The organism is Streptomyces sp. SID13726, from assembly GCF_010548375.1.
In the GTDB taxonomy this organism is placed as follows: Bacteria; Actinomycetota; Actinomycetes; order Streptomycetales; family Streptomycetaceae; genus Streptomyces.
On the sequence record NZ_JAAGLY010000003.1, the window covers coordinates 762,352 to 782,432 of the forward strand.

Here is a 20,081-nt window from a genome sequence, read left to right on the forward strand (position 1 = left end):
GTGTCAGGAGGCGGGCCGAGGCTCGCCTCCTGACCGTCCGCGAACCCCCGCAAAGACCCCCCGCACCGGGATGATCTGGGTCACCATGGGGAATGGCCGTGACACGGCTGTGCGGCGCACCATCGCTACGGGGCTTCGAGAGGAGGCGACGGTGCGGAGAGACGTGTACACGAGTGATGGCCGACGATTAGCCGTCGAGATCGGTGGAGATCCCGGCGGCTCACCCGTTTTCCTGCTGCACGGCACTCCGGGCAGCAGACTCGGCCCGGCGCCCCGTCCGATGCTCCTGTACCACCAGCGGGTCCGGCTGATCACCTACGACCGCCCCGGCTACGGCCGCTCCGACCGCCTCCCCGGACGCCCCGTCTCCCACGTCGCCTCCGACGTCGCCACCATCGCCGACGCCCTGGGCATCGAACGCTTCGCCGTGGTCGGACGCTCGGGCGGGGGACCACACGCCTTGGCCTGCGCCGCGCTGCTGCCGGGCCGGGTCACGCGGGTGGCGGTGCTGGTGAGTCTGGCTCCGCGTGATGCGGAGGGGCTGGACTGGTTCGCGGGGATGGCGGATTCGAATGTCGACGAGTACTCCAAGGCCCTCGACGGCCCCGACCAGCTGGCGGCCAGCCTGCGGGCGCGGTCCGTCGACATCCGCGCCGATCCCCGCAAGCTGCTGGCCCAACTGCGCTGGGAACTCACCGAGTCGGACCTGCGCGTGGTCGCCGACGCAGCCATCCGCGCCATGCTGGAGCGCAACTACAGCGAAGCGCTGCGGGTCTCGGCCGACGGATGGGTGGACGACGCCCTGTCGTTCTGCAACTCCTGGGGCTTCTCTCTCGGCGTCATCTCCGTTCCGGTGCTGCTGTGGCACGGCGAACAGGACGTCTTCTCCCCTGCCAGCCACACTCGTTGGCTTGCCGACCGCATTCCGGGAGGCACGGCCGTCCTGCATCCCCGCGCCGCGCATTTCGCGTCGCTGCGCGTCCTCCCGGAAATCGTGACCTGGCTGCTGGGCGGGCGCTCCCGGCTGGCGGCCGACCGGGGCTGAGGAAGCTCAGACCGTCAGCGGCTCCAGGTCCCGGTGGACACGCTTGCCCTCCCGCACGGTCGCGGTGTGCGGGTGGTCGATCCCGAGCCGGCGGGCCAGTTCGTCCTGGGCTCCCGACTGGAGTTGATCCGCCTCCGGGATCCTCCCCAGAGCCCGCAGCGTCACCGACAGGTTGGCGCGCGAGACGATCGTGTCCGGGTGATCGGGCCCCAGGGTCGCCTGGAATCCGGCGATCGCCCTGCGCTCCAGCGCCTCGGACTCCGCCAACTCCCCCACCTCGGCAAGGATGTTGGCGAGGTTGACGGAACAGGACAGCGTGTAGGGGTGCTGTCCGCCCAGGGCCGACTGGAGCATGGAGAGGTTCTTCGCCATCAGCGTGCGAGCCTTGCCGGCCTCCCCCGCGCCACGGAGGAAGATCCCGAGGTTGTTCACCGCGGCCAGGGTGGCGGGGTGCTCCGGTCCGGGCGCCGTCCGGTACTGCCGTACGGTGCTCTGGGCCAGCTTGAGCGCCTCCTCACGGGCTCCGGTGGCGTACAGGTCCGTCGCGTAGTTCAGTTCGCAGTCCAGTACGTCCGGGGTGGCCTGCGGTGTGCCGCGCAGCCGGTAGTGCTCACGGGTCTGCAGGGTCAGGCTCCGTGCCTCGTCCACCTCGCCGGCCTTGCGCAGGGACACGGCCAGGCACTTGGCCATGCGCAGCGTGTCCGGATGCGCCTCGCCGAACAGGCCCACATAGGTCTGCAGGCCCCCGCGCAGCAGCGTGATCGAGTCGTCGTACTCGCCGATCTCCCGCAGGTCGCGGCCCAGGTTGAGCACGCTGCTCAGGGTGTACGGGTGCGCGGCTCCCAGGTCGGTGCGGCGGGTGTCGTAGACGACCTGGTCGACGTCGCGGGCCTCGCCGTAGCGCCCGAGCAGCCGAAGGCACCAGGCCCGGTTGTTGCTGGCGGCGAGGGTACGCGTGTGGTCCTCGCCGTAGCTCTCGCGGAATCCCCGGTACGCCTCGGTGGCCATCGCGAGGGCGTCGTCGAAGCGGCCGATGTTGCCGAGGTCCGTGGCCAGGGCGCTGGCCGTCATGAAGATGTGCGGATGCCCGGGGCGCAGCACTTCCCGCTGCTGTGCGAGGGTCCGGGTGCCCAGGTCCGCGGCCTCCACATACTTGCCGAGCGAGCGCAGCACGTTGGTGATGTGGAACTGGAGGTACAGCAGCTGGCGTTGGAGGTCCTCGGCGTAGCGTTCCTCCTCCTCGCGGGTGCGGGGCGCGCGGGCGTCGCCGGTGTCGGCCGCCGGACGTTCGGGCGCTGTCCCGGCTTCCTCCTCCGCCTTGAGCCGCTCCACCCGCTCGCGGCTGTCGGCGAGTTGGCGTCCCCACAGGACGTGCAGGTCCTCGCCGAAGGACTTCGCCGTGTTGAGGTCTCCGCGCTTCCACAGATAGCGCAGCCGGTCGATGAGCAGCTGCCGGGTTCCGGGCTCGTCACAGGTGCTGGCCTCGGACGCGTCCAGGTGCGGCCAGATCGCCGCGAAGGTCGACTGGTTCTCGGGGTCGTCGATGGGCTCCTCACCCGACGGCCGGGCACCGGCGAGCACCCGGTGCACCACGTGCTGGGCCTCCTCCTGCTCCCGCTCCGAGAGCTGGGACCGGATCACGGCCTGGACCAGCCGGTGCACCTGGACCGTCTTGGCCTGACGGTCGATCTTGGCGAGGGCGAACCGGCCGATCTCGCGGATCACCTGACCGAGGACCATCTTCTCCTGGAGCGAGGGGTCCCTCTCGCTGAGTTCCCGGATCATCTCGTCGCCGTAGAGCAGGCGGTTCTGGGAGATCGGCTCGGCGGCGAAGAAGGCACAGAGTTGCAGAAGGCGTACGGCGGCCGGGGAGCGCTCCTTGAGCCGGCCGATGGAGACGTTCCAGGTGGCGCCGACGGGCTGCGGGTAGTTGGCGGGCCTGCTGAGCGACAGCACCTGCTCCGCCTGTTCCTCCAGCTCCGCCAGATAGGTGTCCACGGGGGTGCCGGTCTCGGCGAGCCAGGCGCCCGCCTGGTCGAGAGCCAGCGGGAGGTCACCGACGGCGTCGGCGACCTTGTCCGCCTCCTCCTGCGTGAGTTCCGCGGCCCGGCGCAGCAGGTGCTCGATGCTCTCCTCACGCAGGAAGGGATCGATCTCCACCGCTTCGGCGAACTGCAGCCAGGTCTGGTCGCGGGAGGTGACCAGGATGTGGCCGTTGCCACCGGGGAAGTGCCTGCTGACCTCCTGCGGCTCGTCGGCGTTGTCGAACACCAGCAGCCAGCGCAGGCTGGAAGTCGACTGGCGCAGATGGTCCCGGACCTCCTGTGCGACCTGCGCCGCGTCCTCCCCGACCCGCAGGCCGAGTTCGCCCGCCAGGGCCGCCAGCGCCGAGACCACGAGTTCGTTCTGTTCCGAGGGGATCCACCAGACCACGTCGTAGTCCGCGGCGAACCGGTGGGCGTACTCCAGGGCGATCTGCGTCTTGCCGACTCCGCCGAGGCCGTACAGGGCGTAGGTGGCCGGGGAGGCGCTGGAGCCGCCTCCCACGAGGCCGTCGCGCAGCCGCTCCAGCAGCGCGCTGCGTCCGGTGAAGGAGGCGTTGCGCTGCGAGACGTTCCAGATCCGGGGCGACACACCGGGGAAGCGGACCTCGGCCCGCAGGTCCTCGTCGGCCAGGTCCGCCGGCAGGGCCGGTTTGCCCAGGGCCTTGAGCAGTGCGGAGGTGTCGTTCTTCTCCGGGATGCGCACCATGTCGACCGACGTCAGCTCGGTGAACGCGGGTAACGAGCGAAGGTCACCGACGCGTACCGCCACGAGCTGTCGGCGCCCCGTGTGCGTGCCGCCGACAGCGGCCTCCCAGACCTGGTGCGCCCGTGCGGAGCGCTGGTACGCCTGGGACATCACGACGACCGTGCGGTCGGCCGGCTTCTCGGCGCCGTCGTCCTCGCATCCGACGTACTTCAGGACGACCCTGAATCCGGCGCGGGACAACACCATGGCTATCCAGTCGGCCCACATGCGGTCCTCGGAGACGTAGCTGACCGCCAGGTCGGCCGGGAGCGGCAGCCGGACGCGGGTGAACGCCTTGTTGACACGCCGCCGTGCCTCCTCGTCCATGCGGGGCAGGGTGGTGACGGCCTGGTCGCTGATGACGCTGGTGAGCCGTTCGAAGGCCGACAGGAGCGAGGCCGGGTTGTTGCTGCCCGCCTCGTCACCGAAGGTGGCCAGCGTCTCCTCGTACGCGTAATAGGGGCGGTAGGGAACCTCCACCGCCCCCCAGTAGGCGGCACGTTCCTCGTCGGTCATGTCGAAGGGGAATCCCTCGAACTTGGCCCGGGCCAGCGATCGGCCCGCGTCGGCCTTCACCTTCTCGCCCTCGTCGACCCGCATGGGCACAGGCAGGATGCGGATGCGCCGGCTGTGGAAGCGTTCGGCGATGTCGTGTGCGACCAGGGACGCCCCGTCGATGCTCTGGTCGCTGAGGGTGAAGCAGTCCACCAGGACGTCGGGCAGATGCGCGGTGCAGATGTCCGCGATGTCGGAGAGTCCGGTACGGCTGTCGATGAGGACGTAGTCGTAGTTCTGCCGCATGTCGTCGCGCAGCGCGTCGAAGAACAGACCGCCGCCGAGGCGGCCGTAGAAGATGTCCCAGTCGAAGGAGCTGCGGATCGCCGAGTAGTCCCGGTTCTGCCGCCCGGCCAGGACCAGGTCGATCGTGCCGGGTTCGGGGAAGGCCCAGTTGAGGGAGACGGCATGGCGCTGGATGCGGGCGTAGTCGCGGTGCCAGTCCGGCTCGCGCTGTTCGCCGTTCTCACCCGCGTCGGTGGCCGCCCAGGCGTAGTCCGTGAGCAGGTCGGTGATGCCGGTGGTGGCTCCCAGGGCGGCCGGTTCGAGGAACGGGTGGAAGAAACGATGCAGCCCGGGGGCTTCAAGGTCCCAGTCGACGGCCAGGACCCGCTTGCCGTTGGCGGCGAGGATCCAGGCGGTGTTGGCGAGCGCCATCGTCCGGCCGGTGCCGCCCTTGAACGAGTAGAACGTCACGATGCGGCCGTCATGGCTGTCCGGTCGGTCAGGGCTGTCCATCGCGGTCTTCCTCCTCGTCGTTCCGGCGGTGGTCCGTGGGCCGTCCGGCAGCGCCGTCCGTGTCCCCGACCCTGAATCTCTCGGTGCCTCTGCCGGGGGGTGGGCTGGCGGTGGCGTGGCGCAGGTACTCCTTCGAGGCCCAGGCGACGACTTTCGGCAGCAGGGTGTCGAACGTCCGGTGGTCGGGGATCTCCAGGGCCGCGCCTAGGCCCGCCTGCCGCTGCCTGCTCGTCCGGAGCGGCAGCACCGCGTCCACCTCGGCGGCCAGTTCGCCCCGGACTCCGATGCTGTCGGGGTCCCCGTCGTTCCACGGCACGGCCAGGCCGGCCGGTCTGGTGGTGTCCGCGTCGAACTTCGTCAGCTGCGCGCGCTGTCCCGCGTCCCGCAGCACCCAGCGGTCCAGCAGCAGGATCTCGGGGGCGTCGGGCTGTCCGGACCGGGGGTCGAACTCGTCCACCACGGCCCGGAACTTCATCCGCTCGGCGACCTGCTCGGCGGCCTTGACCAGCGGCTGGTCGGCGTCGGGACGGTAGGGGGTCCAGGCGAGCGGCGAGGAACCGTAGCAGTCGGGGCTCCGTCCCTCCGGCGGCCGGTTGCGCGAGCCTGCCGCCACGCTGATCCGGAGGGTGCGGCGCACGGAGGAACGGGTGGCCGGTGGCGCCACGAAGGCATCGCGGGCCGCTTCCAGGGCATCGGGGTCGCCGTCGCCACGGTCGACCTCCACGGTTCCGGCCACTTCGACGATCCGGCGGGCCAGTTGTAGCACCGCGCGCTGGTAGTCGCGGCGAAAGGCGCTGAGCTTGACGAGGCTGTAGAGCCCCAACGTCTGGTATCTGTGGCCCAGTTCAGGGTGGGAGTACTGCATCTCCCGGACCGCGTGCGGGAGATCGCGGTCCGGCACCGGGTACCAGATGGCCGGCACCACCGCGCTGGGGACGCCGTTCTCCGCCGCGTCCCGGAACTGCGCCCTGCGGTCGGAGAAGACGGTCCATTCCTTGCCGCACCAGGGGCTGTTGAAATAGCGGGGCGAGTAGAGGGGGACGAACACCCGGCATCCGTGGAGCGACTGGGCGAGTTCGCTGGTCCATATCTCCCCCGCCCGTATCGACCGGTCCATGAACCCGGCCGCACCGCCCCGGACGTTGGCTATGTTGCGGATGTCGGTGCACAGGTCGCGGAAGAACTTGTGGACCCACAGGTGCGGATCGGAGTCGTCGGAGTCGTCCGGCGGGACGTGGGCGTAACTGAGAAAGAAATAGGGTGCGGAGGAATCCGACCCCGTACGTTCCGACGGCACCACACGACCCCCCGATCCCGCCCCGGTCCCCGTCTCGCGGAGCGCGGACACTCAGTGTAAGAACCCCGCAGCTATTTGTGACTGGTTCGTGGACACGCCGTACGGTCGATTTCCGGCCAGCCACTGCGAGGCGAAGTCGACGGCCGCCCGCATCGGAACCAGCCGGACACCGGCGCCGCCGAGGCGTCCGCCCCGGACGAGGGGCTCCGCGCGCCGCGTGTCGCACGCCTCGAAGTCCCTGCCGAGGTCTGCGAAGTCGCGGTCGTCGAGGTCGACGTCCTTGTAGGAGATCCAGCAGCGCTCACCGTCACGCAGCACCACGCACCGGTACTCGCGGGTGGGCGGTGTCTCGCTGACGAGGTACTCGGCGAGATGGAAGGCGCTGCACGCCGCGTAGCCGACGCCGAGCAGCAGAATCCGCGCCTCGACCTCGTACAGCCGGGCAAGGGGGGAGGCCGGGCCCAGATGGCAGTCCTCGTCGTGGTCGGCGAGCAGGTCGGCGGCCCGGGCGCCCACAGCGGCGAAGGAGGTCTGCGGGTGCGCGCTGCGGACGGCTCCGGGGCTGAGCCGTACCGCCTCCGCCAGTCGGCCCATGTCCTCGGAGGGTGTCTCGTCCGGTCTGAACGGCCGCATGCGCTCCCGGTACGCGGAGCGTTGACGTGCGGTCATGCCGCGGGTGCGGGTCCGGTAGATCGACGAGGTGTCGGAGTTGCCCGCGGTGAACGCCGGGACGACCAGCGTGCCGTCGGGGCCGAGCACATCGCGCAGGGCCGCCAGTACCTCGTCGGGTCCCGCACCGACCCGCCGCAGGGAGGAGTGCACCAGGAGCGTGCTCCCCTCCCGCACCCCCGCCGCCCGGAGCTCGTCCCGGAGTTGCTCGGCGCTCACAGACCTCGCCCGATACCGTCGACGAACCGCCGTCCCAGCGCGGTCAGCGAGGCGGCCGAGGTCAGCTCCTCCCACTGTCCACGGGTACGGTGCGCGGCTCCCGGTTCGCAACGAAGGGCGTCGGTCGCCACCCGGGCGTAAGTGTCGGCGAGCAGTCGACCCGTACGGACGTCCGCCTCGTCGTAGAGGTCGCACACGTCGAGCAGGACGTCCAGCAGCCCGAGACGGAAGCCGCGCACCAGGTCGACCGCCATACGCACGGGGTCGGAGTCGAGAGGGAGTCCCAGCGCCGCGAAGCCCCCACCGTGCTGGACCAGTTCGGAGTCCACCGGTCCGGCCAGGGGCGTGACGAAGCGGACCCCCTTCGCCATCGCGGAGGCGGTCTCGGGCAGTGCTTTGCGGATCAACGCCCAGGACTGCGGCAGGAGATGGCGCCACTGCTCGACCTCCTCGTCCCTCAGCCGCCCCGAGACCGGACCACCGAAGCAGTCCCGGTGAGGGTCGACGTCGTCCAGGACGACGTCCATGCCTTCGGCTCGCACACGCCGTAGCGGCTCCCACCCAGGGGCCGAACCGGAAACCTGAGGATACGTCAAATCAAGGGATGTGAACCCTTCCCGCACCCGAAGACGCCCCAGGCCCGGCAGGTGGACGAAGCCGTCGCACACAGGGACGCGCACCCGGTCGGCGAGACCGGCGGGCAGGGCGGCGGCGGCCACGTGGGAAGCCAGATCTCCGGTCAGGGCCCTGCCGTCGAAGCACCGTACGGCCCAGGTCCGGACGTAGGGGTGGGACAGGAGATCCTCCAGAGGCGCTCCGTCGGCCCTTCCCAGTTCGATGGCCAGTTGCCACGCCGGCCCCCACAACTCCCCGTCAAGAGAGCCTTGTTCCTCATTGAGGTCGCTCAACAACTCACGCATGACGGCCCGTCGAGCCCGGGACAGCGTTCGCAGGGCCCGCTCGTCGTGGACGCCCTCCGCCAGCGCGTCGAAGCCGTCGATGGGGCGATCGGCCCCCGCGCTGGTGCGGGCATCGAGCCCACGTACCAGCCGTTCAAGATCCATACAAAAAACTGACGGGTTGTCAAATCCGGTTCCGTCGCCCCGATAACGGTGGGCGAACAGCCCCCCGCCACAGGAGCGCACCACCGGGCAGGAACGGCACTGCTCGGACAAGCCGTCCACTCCGTGCTGCCGGGCCGTCATGCCGGGGTGGCGTGCCACGTCGTCCAGTCCGTGCCGGAACACGTCCATACCCGTGACGGGTGCTCCGTCGAAGGCGGTCTTGAGCGAGTCCGCCTGTTCGTACGTCCCGTCGGTCTCGATCACGACGACGTCGGCCGACTCCACTCCCATGGACTCGGTGAGACCGGGGCCGCCGCCGAGAGTGCTGACCACCGAGTCGAAGAGCCGCACCGGCATGGGCTGCCCCCGGTCGGTCCACCGGTCATGGACCGCCAGCAGCCAATCGGCGTACGGCGTGACAGCGCCGTCGGGGCGCGGCGGTGGCGTGTCCCAAGTGGCGTGGGGCAGAAGGAAGTCGACGCGCGGGGCCTGAGTGGCGACAAGGGCGTCGAGCACGGCGATGGGATCGTTCCGTACGTCGACGGTGCACAGGATGCCGGCGAACAGGTGGCGATAGCGGGCCTGGTTGAGCAGGTCGATCGCCTTCAGGACCTTGTCGTGGCTGCTGCGACCGCTCGCGAACAGACGGTAACGGTCATTGGCCGCCTGATCCCCGTCGAGGGAGACACCCACTCGTACGTCGAATTCGGCGAACAGATCGAGATAGCTCTCGCTCAACTGCACACCGTTGGTGTGGATCCGCAGGTCGAGGGCGGACACGCCGTCCAGTGCGGTGCGCAGGGTGCGGCAGATGTGGCGTAAGCGGGTGGGCCCCGCCAGCAAGGGCTCGCCTCCGTGCAGGATCACCTGCACGGAGGCGAGTTCGTGATTCCGGGCATGCTCGGCGAGCCGAAGTGCCACCTGTGAGACGACCTCTTCCGAGATCACCTTGGGGCGGGAACTCCAGCTCTGGTCGGCGTGTTCGTACACGTAACAGTGCCGGCAGGCCAGATCGCACCTGCTGTGCACCTTGAGTACGACCTGCCGCAGCGGAACGAACGGACCGGTCACGACGAGTTGTTCGGTGTCGTCAGATGGACGAGTTGAAGGTGACCCCATCCTCCTTGCATACCCGGGCGGACGAGAGGGCCCGGCGCACTCCCCGGACACTCTTCGGGTCACGTGGAGCGTCGAGGCGCAGCGCGGGTGCGAACGATGCGGCGGCCTGCGGCTGCGGAACGGTTCTTGCAGCGAGGCTAGCTGGATTGGTCACGGCGTTCCCTGGTGGAAGGCCTGCCCTCAGGGGCAGAGAAGGGCAGGGGAGAAAAGCCCTTCGCCGAAAGTTCGAGGAAGGTGCGTTTGGCAGCACCGTACCGCCGAGCAGGGTTCAATGGAGCATTTTGAGCCAGTCGTGGCTCCGCACGGGTGACAGCGGACGGTGGACGCGGTACAAGGCGAGGCGCATTCCCGCCGTCAGGCGTAGAACCGCGACAGGCTCTGGAGGACCGCCGCCGGCTTCCCCCCGCCCTCGATCTCTATCGCCCCGTCGACGGCGATCTGCACACCCCCCGCCACGTCCTCGACCTCCGTCAGCTTGGCGGTGAGGCGGATGCGCGACCCCACCTTCACCGGTGAGGGGAAACGCACCTTGTTCAGGCCGTAGTTGACCTTCGTCGTGACGCCCTGGACGTCCAGCAGCTCGGTGAACAGGGGGATGAAGAGGGAGAGGGTGAGGTAGCCGTGGGCGATGGGGGCGCCGAAGGGGCCCTCGGCCGCGCGGGCCGGGTCGACGTGGATCCACTGGTGGTCGCCCGTGGCGTCGGCAAAGGTGTTGATGCGTTCCTGGGTGACCTCGATCCACTCGCTGGTGCCGAGGTCGCTGCCGGCGAGCTTCTTGAGTTCGTCGAGGCCGTTGACGGTGATGCTCATGGGGTTCCTTAGCTGTTGCCGTAGCGCTTGCGCACCCGGGACTTGACGAGCTTTCCGGAGGCGGTGCGCGGGAGTTCGTCCGCGATCACCACCGATTTGGGGATCTTGTACTTGGCGAGCCGGCCGGAGAGGGAGGCCAGGATCTCGTCGGGGTCGAGGCCGGCGCCCTCGCGCGGGACGACCACGGCCCGCGGCACCTCGCCCCACTTCTCGTCCGGGACGCCGATGACCGCGCACTCGGCGATGTCCGGGTGGGCGAGGAGCAGGTCCTCGATCTCGGCGGGGTAGATGTTCTCCCCACCGGAGATGATCATGTCCTTGATGCGGTCGACGATGAAGACGTAGCCGTCCTCGTCCACCCGGGCCGCGTCGCCGCTGCGGAACCAGCCGTCGGTGAAGGAGGCGGCCGTCTCCTCGGGCAACCCCCAGTAGCCGGGCATGACATGGGGGCCCCGGAGCACGACCTCGCCGGTCTCGTCGGTGTCGACGGGCGCCAAGTCGGGCCGTACGACCCGGACATCGCTGAAGAAGTGCGGCACGCCCGCCGAACCCGCCTTGCTGAGCGCGTGTTCGGCGTCCAGGAGCAGGGTGCCGGGGGACGCCTCCGTCATGCCGTAGCCCTGGAGGAAGGTGAGTCCCCGCTGACCGTACGCGGTGATCAGCGGGGTCGACACCGGGGAGCCGCCGCAGGTCAGGATGCGCAGGGAGGAGAGGTCCGCGTCGGCCCAGCGCGGGTGGCGGGCGACCTGCTCGAACATCGTCGGGACCCCGAACATGAAGGTGATCCGGTGCTGTTCGATCAGGTCGAAGGTGGCGTTCGGGTCGAAGGCCTCGACCAGGACGCAGGTGCCGCCCTTGAGCAGCACCGGGAGCGTCAGCATGTTCAGGCCCGCCGTGTGGAACAACGGGGCGGAGACCAGGGCGCGTTCGTCGGCGATCAGGTCGGTGTCGACGAGGACGTTGATCGCGTTCCAGGTGAGATTGCCGTGGGTGAGCATCGCGCCCTTGGGGCGGCCCGTCGTGCCCGAGGTGTACATGATGATGCAGGTGTCGTCGGGCGTGACCGGCTCGTCGATCGGCTCGGCCGGCGACTCCGCGAGCAACTGCTCGTGTTCGGGGCCGACTTCGACGTACGTACGGACATCCGTGCTGCCCGGCAGTCCGGCGACCAGCCCCGCGTGCGAGGGGCCGTAGATCAGCGCCCTGGCCCCGGAGTCGGAGAGCTGGTAGGCGATCTCCGGGCCGGCGAGGCGGGTGTTGAGGGGGACGAAGACCGCGCCGAGGACGCCGGCCGCGAACAGCGTCTCCAGGTAGGAGGGGTGGTTGGGGCCCAGGTAGGCGACCCGGTCGCCGCGACGGATGCCCCGGGCGCGCAGAGCGTGCGCGAGGCGGGTGACGCGGGTGTGCAGATCGGCGTACGACAGTGTCGTGCCGCCGTGGATCAGGGCGGTGCGGTGCGGGGTCTTGCGGGCCCGGCGTGCGGGCCACGAACCCAGTCCCTCGTTGCGCATCTACGGCCCCTTATGGCTTGGTCAGCCCGAGCAGACGGGCGGCGTTCTCCTTGAGGATCCTCGGCTTGACCTCGTCCTTGATCGACAGCTTCTCGAAGTCGGCGAGCCAGCGGTCGGGGGTGAGGACGGGGAAGTCGGAGCCGAAGAGGACCTTGTCCTTGAGCAGGGTGTTCGCGTACTGCACGAGCTGCGGCGGGAAGTACTTCGGCGACCAGCCGGACAGGTCGATGTGGACACCCGGCTTGTGCGTGGCGACGGCGAGGGCCTCGTCCTGCCAGGGGAAGGACGGGTGCGCCAGGATGATCTTCAGGTGCGGGAAGTCGGCGGCGACGTCGTCGACGTGGAGGGGGTTGGAGTACTTCAGGCGGATGCCTCCGCCGCCCGGGACCCCGGCGCCGATGCCCGTCTGGCCGGTGTGGAAGAGGGCGATGGTGCCCGTCTCCTCGATGACCTCGTAGAGGGCGTACGCCACCGCGCGGTCGTTGGGGAAGAAGCCCTGGATGCTGGGGTGGAACTTGAAGCCCTTCACCCCGTACTCCTCGACCAGGCGGCGGGCCTGCTTGACGCCCGCCTTGCCGCGGAAGGGGTCGATGGAGGCGAAGGGGATGAGGACGTCGGAGTTGGCGGCCGCGGCTTCCGCGACCTCCTCGTTCGGGACGGGCGCGGTGCCGGTCGCGGACTCGGAGTCCACCGTGAAGATCACGGCGGCCATCTTCCGCTCGCGGTAGTAGGCGGCGGTCTCCTCCAGCGTCGGCTTCCGCTTGCCCTCGATCTTGAAGTAGGCGGCGGAGGCGTCGTGCAGGTCGTCGTCCAGCGAGGCGTGGCCCTTGGAGGAGACCTCCGCGTGGGTGTGGACGTCGATGGCGACCAGTTCGTCGATGTTCATCACGCCTCCGGAAGCTTCGTCGATGTCCATCAGGCCTCCGGAAGCTTCGGTGCCGGGATGCCGACCGTCTGGAGTTCGGCGCCGACCGAGGTGGGGAAGGCGTCGGCCAGCGTGTCGGGGGTCCAGCCGCCGTCGGCGTACGCCGTCCTGATCTCCTGCGGATGGGACCAGAGTGCCACCTTGTCGCCGCCGATGCCGATCGCCTGCCCGGTGATGGAGCGGGCGGCCTCCGAGGCGAGGAAGGGGACGAGGGCCGCGCAGTCCTCGGGGGTGCCGAAGCCCTCGCCCTTGCGCAGGAAGTCCGGGAGCGGCTCGCCGTTGCGCATGGCCTCGATGTACGGGGCGAAGGCGGGGATGGTCTCGGTCATCGCGGTGGCCGCGACCGGCACGATCGCGTTGACGGTGATGTTCGCGCGGCCCAGCTCCATGGACCAGGTGCGGGCGAAGGCGGCGATGCCGGCCTTGGCCGCGGCGTAGTTCGTCTGCCCGAAGTTGCCGCGCTGCCCGGCCGGGGAGCCGACCAGGATCAGGGAGCCGCCCTCGCCCTGCTCGCGCATCCGCACGGCGGCGGCGCGGGCGCAGGTGAAGGTGCCCTTGAGGTGGGTGGTGATCACCGCGTCGAAGTCGTCGTCGGTCATCTTCCACAGCACCTTGTCGCGCAGGATGCCGGCGTTGGTGACCAGGACGTCCAGCCGCCCGAACTCCTCCACCGCCCGGTTGACCAGGCGTTCCGCGGCCTCGGTGGTGCCGACCGGGACGACCTCGGCGACGGTGGTGCCGCCCGCCTCGGCGATGGACTTCACGGCCTGCTCGGCGACCGCCTCGTCGACGTCGTTGACGACCACGGAGGCGCCGTGGGCGGCGAGGGCGTGCGCGTAGGCGAGGCCGAGGCCCCGGCCGCTGCCGGTGACGACGGCGACCTTGCCGGTGAGATCGATGCTGGGCACGAGCGGGTCCCTTCACATGGGGTGCTTCCCCGGGGGTTACGGGGAGTGCGGCTTCGAGATCGAAGCTAAGAGCAATAATTGTCGCCGTCAATAGTTGTTGGCGACCTTCGCGTACGTCATGCTGGAATTCGGATGACGCACCGACCCAGGGAGCCCGCCATCACACGCCAGCACGCCACGAACCCGAACACGATCGACTCGGACGAGCCGTGGATGCGCGGGCTGCACGCGGACACGGGCTACCTGCTCTACCGCCTGGGCCTGCGCTCGGGCCAGTTGTTCAACACCTTCCTCCAGGAGTCGGGGCTGCGGCTGCGCCACTACGCGGTGCTGCGATACCTCGCCGGGTCCGAGGGCGCCCTCCAGCGAGAGCTGAGCACCCGGCTCGGCTACGACCCGAGCGCGATCGTCGGCCTGGTCGACGACCTGGAGAAGCTGGGCCTGACCGAGCGCCGCCCCTCCCCCGACGACCGGCGCAGCAAGACCGTCGTGCTCACCGAGAACGGCCGGGTCTTCCTGCGCGGCACCGACGAGGCGGGCCGGCGCGTCACCAACGACCTGCTCGGGCCGCTCGACCCCGCCGAACGCGAGACACTCCAGGCACTCCTGCTGAAAATCGCCGACCAGCCATGACCGCGCTCCCCCACTCTCGACTTCGCTCGCGCGGGGGCACCCCCACCGCGCCGGACCGGCTGCTGTCCGTCCTCGCCGCGTTCGACCACGAGCACCCGGCGCTGTCCCTGACCGACATCAGCCGGCGGGCCGGACTGACCCTGACCACGACCCACCGCCTGGTGGGCGCGCTGACCGACTGGGGCGCGCTGGAGCGCGACGACGCCGGTGTCTACCACGTCGGCCTCCGCCTCTGGGAGGTCGCAGCGCTCGCGCCACGCGGGGTCGCACTCCGGCAACTGGCCCTGCCGTACCTGGAGGACCTGTACGAAGCCACCCACGAGAACGTCCAGTTGGCGGTGCGGGACGGCTCCGACGTCGTCTACATCGAGTGGATCGCGGGGCGTTCGTCGGTCGGCGTCCACATCCGCGTCGGGGCCCGCTGGCCCCTGCACGCGACCGGGGTCGGCCTGGTCCTGCTGGCCCACTGCGGCCCCCAGGAGCAGGAGGAGTACTGCGCGACCCCGCTCGCCATCTTCACGCCGTACACGATCACCGAACCGGCCGAGCTGCGCCGCGTGTTGGCCGAGGTCCGCCGCACCGGCGTCGCGGTGAGCAGCCGTCAGGTCACCGACGACGCGCTGTCCGTGGCGGCCCCCGTGCATGCCTCGGACGGGCAGGTCGTGGCAGCGGTGTCGGTCGTGGTGCCCCAGGAGGACGCGCAGGTACCGGTGCTGATACCGGCGGTGCGGCTGGCGGCGCTGGGGATATCCCGGGCGCTGGGGTGGCAGCCCGCCGTCACGCCCCGCTCGGGCACCGGATATCCCTCTCACCGGTGAGGCCCCCACCCCCATGCGCTCGTGATACTGGAACGGCCCCGGCCCCGAGGAGCCGCTCATGTTCGCCGTTCGGTCCCTGTACGCCCTCGTCGTGACCCGTGTGAGGGCGGCGAACCACTATGTCGTCGACAGTGCGCTCGCCGTGCTGGTGCTGTTCGCCGCGTCCCTTCAGTGGATGTTCCCGGACGAGGGGGACGATCCGCTGAGTCTGGTGGGCTGGTTGCTGGGGGCTGCCACCGCTGTGCCGTTGGTGTGGCGGCGGCGCTTTCCCTACACGTCCGCGTGGGCGGTCTCGCTCGCGACGACGGCGATGGCGTACTACCACGCGCCGCCGCCGGACGTGCTCTACGGCGGACTCGTCGTCCTGTACACGATGGCCGCCCAGGGCCTGCCCTGGCAGCGGCGCACGATGCTGGCGGGTTGGCTGCTGGGGGCGGTCCTGACCATGCAGCACAAGGAGCACTCGGAGCCCTTCGAGTACGCGTTCCACATCACCGGGATGATCTGCGCCTACGGCCTCGGCGTGCTGGCCCGTGTCCAGCGGGCGTACACCGCGGCCGTGGAGGACCGGGCCCGGCGGCTGGAGCGGGAGCGGGCCGCGGAGACCGCGCGGGCCATCGCTCAGGAACGGTCCCGGATCGCCCGGGACATGCACGACATCCTGGCGCACGCGGTGAGCCTGATGGTCGTCCAGGCGGAGGCCGGGCCGGTCGTGGTGCGCAGTGATCCGGCCCGGGCGGAGGCGGCGTTCGACGCGATCGCGGCCAGCGGGCGGGACGCGATGGGCCAACTACGCCGGATTCTCGGGGTGTTGAAGGAGGAGGAACGCCGGGGTGGTGCCCACCGGCTGCCGCAGCCGGATCTGGCCGGCCTTCCCGACCTGGTCCGGCAGGTCTCCGACTCAGCAGGACTGCGGGTGGAGTTGAGCGTGCGCGGCCATCCGGTGCCGCTGCCCCCGGACACCGAGGTCGCCGCCTATCGCGCGGCGCAGGAAGCCCTCACCAACACCGTGAAGCACGCGTACGCTTCCTGCGCACAGGTGGAACTCGACTGGGCGGAGGACGAGTTGACCCTCACGGTGACCGACGACGGCCGAGGCACGGAGCACTCGATCGGAGCGCGCCCGAACGGAACGCGTTCGAGCGGCGGGCACGGACTGATCGGTCTCAGGGAGCGGGCGGCGGCCTGCGGGGGCAGCGCCGAGACCGGTCCGGGGCCGGAAGGCGGCTTCCGGGTCGTCGTACGGCTGCCCGTCACCGCCGACCGGGAAGCGGCCCTCGGGTGAGCATCAGGGTGGTCGTCGCCGACGACCAGGAACTGGTCCGCAGCGGCTTCAGCATGATCCTGGAGGCGCAGCAGGACATCGAGGTGGTCGCCGAGGCCGGGGACGGCGCCGAGGCGGTCGACGCGGTCCGCCGGCACACGCCCGACGTGCTGCTCCTCGACATCCGCATGCCCGTGATGGACGGCCTGGAAGCGGCCCGGCGGGTGTGTGCGCAGTCGAGCTGCAAGGTGGTCATGCTGACCACGTTCGACCTCGACGAGTACGTCTACGACGCCCTGTACGCGGGCGCCAGCGGCTTCCTCCTCAAGGACGTCCGCCGCGACGACCTGGTGCACGCGGTGCGGGTCGTCGCGGGCGGCGACTCCCTCCTCGCCCCGACCGTCACCCGCCGCCTGGTCGCGGACATCGTCCGGCGCCGCCGCGAGGAAGCGGCCACCGAGGCCACCCCCGACCGCCTGGACGTCCTCACCGCCCGCGAGGTCGAGACCCTGCGGATGCTGGCGCGGGGCCTGTCCAACGCCGAGATCGCGACGACGCTGTTCGTGAGCGAGCACACCGTGAAGACCCATGTCAGCAACGTGCTCAGCAAGTTGGGGCTGCGAGACCGGGTGCAGGCGGTGATCTGCGCGTACGAGACGGGTCTGGTGACGCCGGGTGCCGCATAGGCCGGCGGCCGGATCGTCGGCGCCGTCCGTTGCCGGGCGTCCGACGGGACCACCGAGGAGCCGTACGCGCTGCGGCTCGACGAGAGCAGGATCGGTGAGATCGACGAGGCGTGGGTGCGGATGCGGGAGGGGGCGGCATCCTGCGCCGGGTGCCGTCCCCTCTCGACCCCGCCGTCAGGTCAGCGCACGGCGCGACACCTCCGCGCCGGACACACAACCCTGAGACACAGCGGGACCGCCTCGGCTCCGCGCCCCCGCGCCCCTCTCACGTCCCGTCGACGGTCTCCCCGCCGACATCCCGCGGCGCGGCCTCGTCCCCCAGCTCGGTGAACAGGGTCAACTGGAGTGAACCCGGCGCCTCCAGGCGGGAGTTGAGCGAGTTCCACGGTGTCCGGGTCGGCTCGGCGACCACCTCGGCGCCGGCCTCGGCCAGCCTCGCCGTCGTGGCCGTCGAGTCGGCCACCTCGAACGCGACCCGGATGTGCCCGGCGACCCGCCGACCCACCTCGACCTCGTCGATGAACGCGGCATGGTTCGGATCGGTCAGCTCCAGGGTCGCCCGTCCCGCCTCCAGAATCGTGACCCGTCCGTCCGGCGAGGAGAACGCGGCCCGTTCGGGCAGTCCGAGGACGTCCCGGTAGAAGCGCAGCGCCTCGTCGTAGTCCTCCGCCGTGACGACCAGACGGAGTTCACGGACGGCGGGTGGTACCTCGGACATACGGCCTCCTCAGTGGTGTCTGCCGGATCAACTCCCTGACCGGTGCCGGAGATTCCTCCCTCGGAGGAGTGAGGGCCGACGCCGTCTCACTCGCGCGACGGAGGCCCCGAAACCGCCCGCCCCGGCGATCCGGCGGGCACGGCCGCGGCAGGAGTCTGAGGGGGTCAGCAACGACCGCCGACCCGCCGGGAGGCCCCCGTGCTCTCCACACTCGCCAGGGCAGCGACCCGCCGCCCGTTGACCGTCATCGGCCTCTGGGCCGCGTTCCTGCTGCTGGGCTTCGGCCTCGGGACCGGCGTCTTCGCCGATCTCTCCGACGACGTGCCCGACGTGCCCGGTACCGAGTCCGACATGGCCGACGACTATCTCTCGGGCGTGGACCCGACCGGCGAGTCCGTCACCGCGGTGGTCGCGGGCGAGTCCGTCTCCGACGCCGGGCTGCGCGCCCAGGTCGAGCGGACCGTCGCCCAGGTCCGTGAGATCGCCGGCGTGGCCGCCGTACCGGACCCGTACACCACGCCCGGTCTCCTCGCCCGCGACGGACAGGCACTCGTCGTCCCCGTCACCTTCGAGGGCGGCCTGAGCGACGAGGCCGAGGAGAAGGCGACGGACACGGCCGTCGAGACCATCAAGCGGATCGACGCGCCCGACGTCCACGTCAGCGGCGGCGAACTCCTCGGCAGGCAGCTCGGCGAGCGGGCTCAAGAGGACGTGAAGAACGCCGAGTTGATCTCCCTGCCGGTCGTACTCGCCCTGCTGCTGGTCGTGTTCGGCGGACTGCGGGCCGCCGCGCTGCCCCTGGTGATCGCGGTGAGCGGGATCGCGGGCGCCTTCCTCGGCCTGTTCGCCTTCAGCCAGGTCACCGACATCTCGGTGTACGCGATCCAGGTCACCACCATGCTGGGCCTCGGACTCGCCATCGACTACGCCCTGTTGATGCTGGTCCGCTTCCGTGAGGAGCGCCGGCACACCGACGACGTCGTGGAGGCGGTGCACCGTACGGTCGACGCGGCCGGCCGGACCGTCCTGTTCTCCGGCCTCACCGTGGCCGTCAGCCTCACCGGACTGCTGGTCTTCCCGAGCGTGTTCCTGCGCAGCATGGGCCTCGCCGTCGCCGCCGTCGTGGTGGTCGACATGCTGGCCGCGGTCACCCTGCTGCCCGCGCTGCTCACGAGGTTCGGCGGAAGGATCCGGCCGTCGAAGGCGCGTTCCGAGGACGAGGAGGGCAGGGTCTTCGCCCGCCTCGCGCGCTTCGCGCAGCGCCGCCGTGTCGCCGTCCTCGTCACCGTCGTACCGGTCCTGCTGGTCCTCGCCCTACCGGTGGCCGGTCTGCGGATCGCCATCGGCGACGCCCGGCAGCTGCCCGCCGACACCGAGGCACGGCAGTTGTACGACACCGTCGACGCGCACTTCCCGAAGGGCACCGGGGTCTCCCCCGTGGTGGTCGTCCTCAAGCCCGGCACCGACACCGCGACCGCCGACCGCATCCGTGCCCTGGTCCCGAACGCCGTGTCCCGTGAACTGCCGGGCGGCAACACCGTCGTAGAGCTGCAACCGCCCGGCACCGTGGACGGCACGGCGGCCACCGACCTGGTCGAGCGGGTACGGGACGTGCGCGGCGACGAACCCGTGGAGGTCACCGGCGTGGCGGCCCGGCTGGTCGACTTCCGGGCGATGCTCGGCGAGCGGGCGCCCTGGGCGGCGCTGACCGTCCTGGCCGGCATCTTCGTCCTGCTGTTCGCCTTCACCGGCTCGGTGCTGATCCCGCTGCGCACGATCGCGACCACGCTGCTGAGCCTGGGTGCCGCGCTCGGTGCGGTGGTGTGGGTGTTCCAGGACGGCCACGGCGCCGGACTGCTCGGCGGCGAGGGGCTGGGCGCGCTGAGCCTGACCGCGCCACCGCTGATCGTGTCGATCGCGTTCGGGCTCGCCATGGACTACGAGCTGTTCATCCTGGCCCGGATGCGGGAGGCCCGGCAGCGCACCGGGGACGACCAGGAGGCCGTGGTGGCCGGGCTGCGCCGCTCCGGCCGGGTCGTCACCTGTGCCGCGCTGCTGCTCGCGGTGGTCTTCGGCGCCTTCATGACCGGCGGGTTCTCCCCGATCCTCCAGATCGGGCTCGGGCTGACCCTCGCGGTGCTGATCGACGCGACGGTCGTACGGATGCTGCTGGTCCCGGCGACGATGGCGCTGCTCGGCCGGCGGGCCTGGTGGGCGCCGAAGCCGCTGCGCGAGGCGCACGACCGGTTCGGGCTGCGGGAGGCGCCGCCGGAGCCGCGCGTGCCGACGAACGCCTGAGGGGAAGTCCTCAC

The 20,081-nt window shown here is 70.6% G+C and carries 15 protein-coding genes; 6 read left to right on the forward strand and 9 right to left on the reverse strand.

Translation table 11 applies throughout. The annotated features are described in order from the left end of the window. The first annotated feature begins 151 nt into the window (after positions 1-151). A complete protein-coding gene (locus G3I78_RS10735; RefSeq protein ID WP_164422826.1) occupies positions 152-1,045 on the forward strand; it encodes an alpha/beta hydrolase in 894 nt (297 codons plus the stop codon). Positions 1,046-1,051: 6 nt separating this feature from the next. Here the strand turns inward: G3I78_RS10735 and fxsT are convergent, their stop codons facing one another. From fxsT to G3I78_RS10775, 8 genes are all read right to left on the reverse strand, one after another. After that, positions 1,052-5,128, reverse strand: coding sequence for an FxSxx-COOH system tetratricopeptide repeat protein (gene fxsT / locus G3I78_RS10740; protein WP_164422828.1), 4,077 nt, complete (start codon positions 5,126-5,128; stop codon positions 1,052-1,054). Then, positions 5,115-6,425, reverse strand: coding sequence for a TIR-like protein FxsC (locus tag G3I78_RS53170; protein ID WP_164422830.1), 1,311 nt, complete (start codon positions 6,423-6,425; stop codon positions 5,115-5,117). The genes fxsT and G3I78_RS53170 overlap by 14 nt, the downstream gene beginning before the upstream one ends. 51 nt (positions 6,426-6,476) lie before the next feature. Then, positions 6,477-7,313: an AAC(3) family N-acetyltransferase gene (locus G3I78_RS10750; protein WP_343243709.1), complete on the reverse strand. Its 837-nt coding sequence runs from the start codon at positions 7,311-7,313 to the stop codon at positions 6,477-6,479. Beyond that, positions 7,310-9,448, reverse strand: coding sequence for an FxsB family cyclophane-forming radical SAM/SPASM peptide maturase (locus G3I78_RS10755; RefSeq protein WP_343243710.1), 2,139 nt, complete (start codon positions 9,446-9,448; stop codon positions 7,310-7,312). Before G3I78_RS10755 ends, G3I78_RS10750 begins: the two co-directional genes overlap by 4 nt. A 402-nt stretch (positions 9,449-9,850) precedes the next feature. After that, complete coding sequence (locus G3I78_RS10760; protein ID WP_164422836.1) at positions 9,851-10,306, reverse strand: MaoC family dehydratase; 456 nt, start codon at positions 10,304-10,306, stop codon at positions 9,851-9,853. A gap of 8 nt (positions 10,307-10,314) precedes the next feature. Then, positions 10,315-11,817, reverse strand: coding sequence for a long-chain fatty acid--CoA ligase (locus G3I78_RS10765; protein ID WP_164422838.1), 1,503 nt, complete (start codon positions 11,815-11,817; stop codon positions 10,315-10,317). 10 nt (positions 11,818-11,827) lie between these two features. Next, a complete protein-coding gene (locus tag G3I78_RS10770) occupies positions 11,828-12,703 on the reverse strand; it encodes an amidohydrolase family protein (RefSeq protein ID WP_164423111.1) in 876 nt (291 codons plus the stop codon). 29 nt (positions 12,704-12,732) lie between these two features. After that, a complete protein-coding gene (locus G3I78_RS10775; protein ID WP_164422840.1) occupies positions 12,733-13,650 on the reverse strand; it encodes an SDR family oxidoreductase in 918 nt (305 codons plus the stop codon). Between the two features lie 132 nt (positions 13,651-13,782). Here G3I78_RS10775 and G3I78_RS10780 point away from each other — a divergent pair, with 132 nt between their 5' ends. Genes G3I78_RS10780 through G3I78_RS10795 form a run of 4 tightly spaced genes read left to right on the forward strand, consistent with a single transcriptional unit; the run spans position 13,783 to position 17,051 of the window. Then, the gene (locus G3I78_RS10780; protein ID WP_164422842.1) at positions 13,783-14,283 is read left to right on the forward strand and encodes a MarR family transcriptional regulator; all 501 of its coding nucleotides are present in this window, start codon (positions 13,783-13,785) and stop codon (positions 14,281-14,283) included. After that, positions 14,280-15,101, forward strand: coding sequence for an IclR family transcriptional regulator (locus G3I78_RS10785; protein ID WP_164422844.1), 822 nt, complete (start codon positions 14,280-14,282; stop codon positions 15,099-15,101). Before G3I78_RS10780 ends, G3I78_RS10785 begins: the two co-directional genes overlap by 4 nt. A 58-nt stretch (positions 15,102-15,159) precedes the next feature. Then, positions 15,160-16,386, forward strand: coding sequence for a sensor histidine kinase (locus G3I78_RS10790; protein ID WP_164422846.1), 1,227 nt, complete (start codon positions 15,160-15,162; stop codon positions 16,384-16,386). Then, a complete protein-coding gene (locus G3I78_RS10795) occupies positions 16,383-17,051 on the forward strand; it encodes a response regulator transcription factor (protein WP_164422848.1) in 669 nt (222 codons plus the stop codon). Before G3I78_RS10790 ends, G3I78_RS10795 begins: the two co-directional genes overlap by 4 nt. A gap of 265 nt (positions 17,052-17,316) precedes the next feature. On the opposite strand, the gene G3I78_RS10800 is transcribed toward G3I78_RS10795, so the two are convergent. Further along, positions 17,317-17,769 (reverse strand): VOC family protein, encoded by a 453-nt coding sequence (locus tag G3I78_RS10800; protein ID WP_164422850.1) that lies wholly within the window; start codon positions 17,767-17,769, stop codon positions 17,317-17,319. A 198-nt stretch (positions 17,770-17,967) separates the two neighbouring features. Here G3I78_RS10800 and G3I78_RS10805 point away from each other — a divergent pair, with 198 nt between their 5' ends. After that, positions 17,968-20,067 (forward strand): MMPL family transporter, encoded by a 2,100-nt coding sequence (locus G3I78_RS10805; RefSeq protein ID WP_164422851.1) that lies wholly within the window; start codon positions 17,968-17,970, stop codon positions 20,065-20,067. Positions 20,068-20,081 lie beyond the last annotated feature (14 nt).

Excerpts from the sequence above, each read along its gene's own strand:
- fxsT (WP_164422828.1), bottom strand. The coding sequence starts at position 5,128 with ATGGACAGCCCTGACCGACCGGACAGCCATGACGGCCGCATCGTGACG.
- G3I78_RS10760 (WP_164422836.1), bottom strand. The coding sequence starts at position 10,306 with ATGAGCATCACCGTCAACGGCCTCGACGAACTCAAGAAGCTCGCCGGC.
- G3I78_RS10765 (WP_164422838.1), bottom strand. The coding sequence starts at position 11,817 with ATGCGCAACGAGGGACTGGGTTCGTGGCCCGCACGCCGGGCCCGCAAG.
- G3I78_RS10770 (WP_164423111.1), bottom strand. The coding sequence starts at position 12,703 with ATGAACATCGACGAACTGGTCGCCATCGACGTCCACACCCACGCGGAG.
- G3I78_RS10780 (WP_164422842.1), top strand. The coding sequence starts at position 13,783 with ATGACGCACCGACCCAGGGAGCCCGCCATCACACGCCAGCACGCCACG.
- G3I78_RS10785 (WP_164422844.1), top strand. The coding sequence starts at position 14,280 with ATGACCGCGCTCCCCCACTCTCGACTTCGCTCGCGCGGGGGCACCCCC.
- G3I78_RS10790 (WP_164422846.1), top strand. The coding sequence starts at position 15,160 with ATGTTCGCCGTTCGGTCCCTGTACGCCCTCGTCGTGACCCGTGTGAGG.
- G3I78_RS10800 (WP_164422850.1), bottom strand. The coding sequence starts at position 17,769 with ATGTCCGAGGTACCACCCGCCGTCCGTGAACTCCGTCTGGTCGTCACG.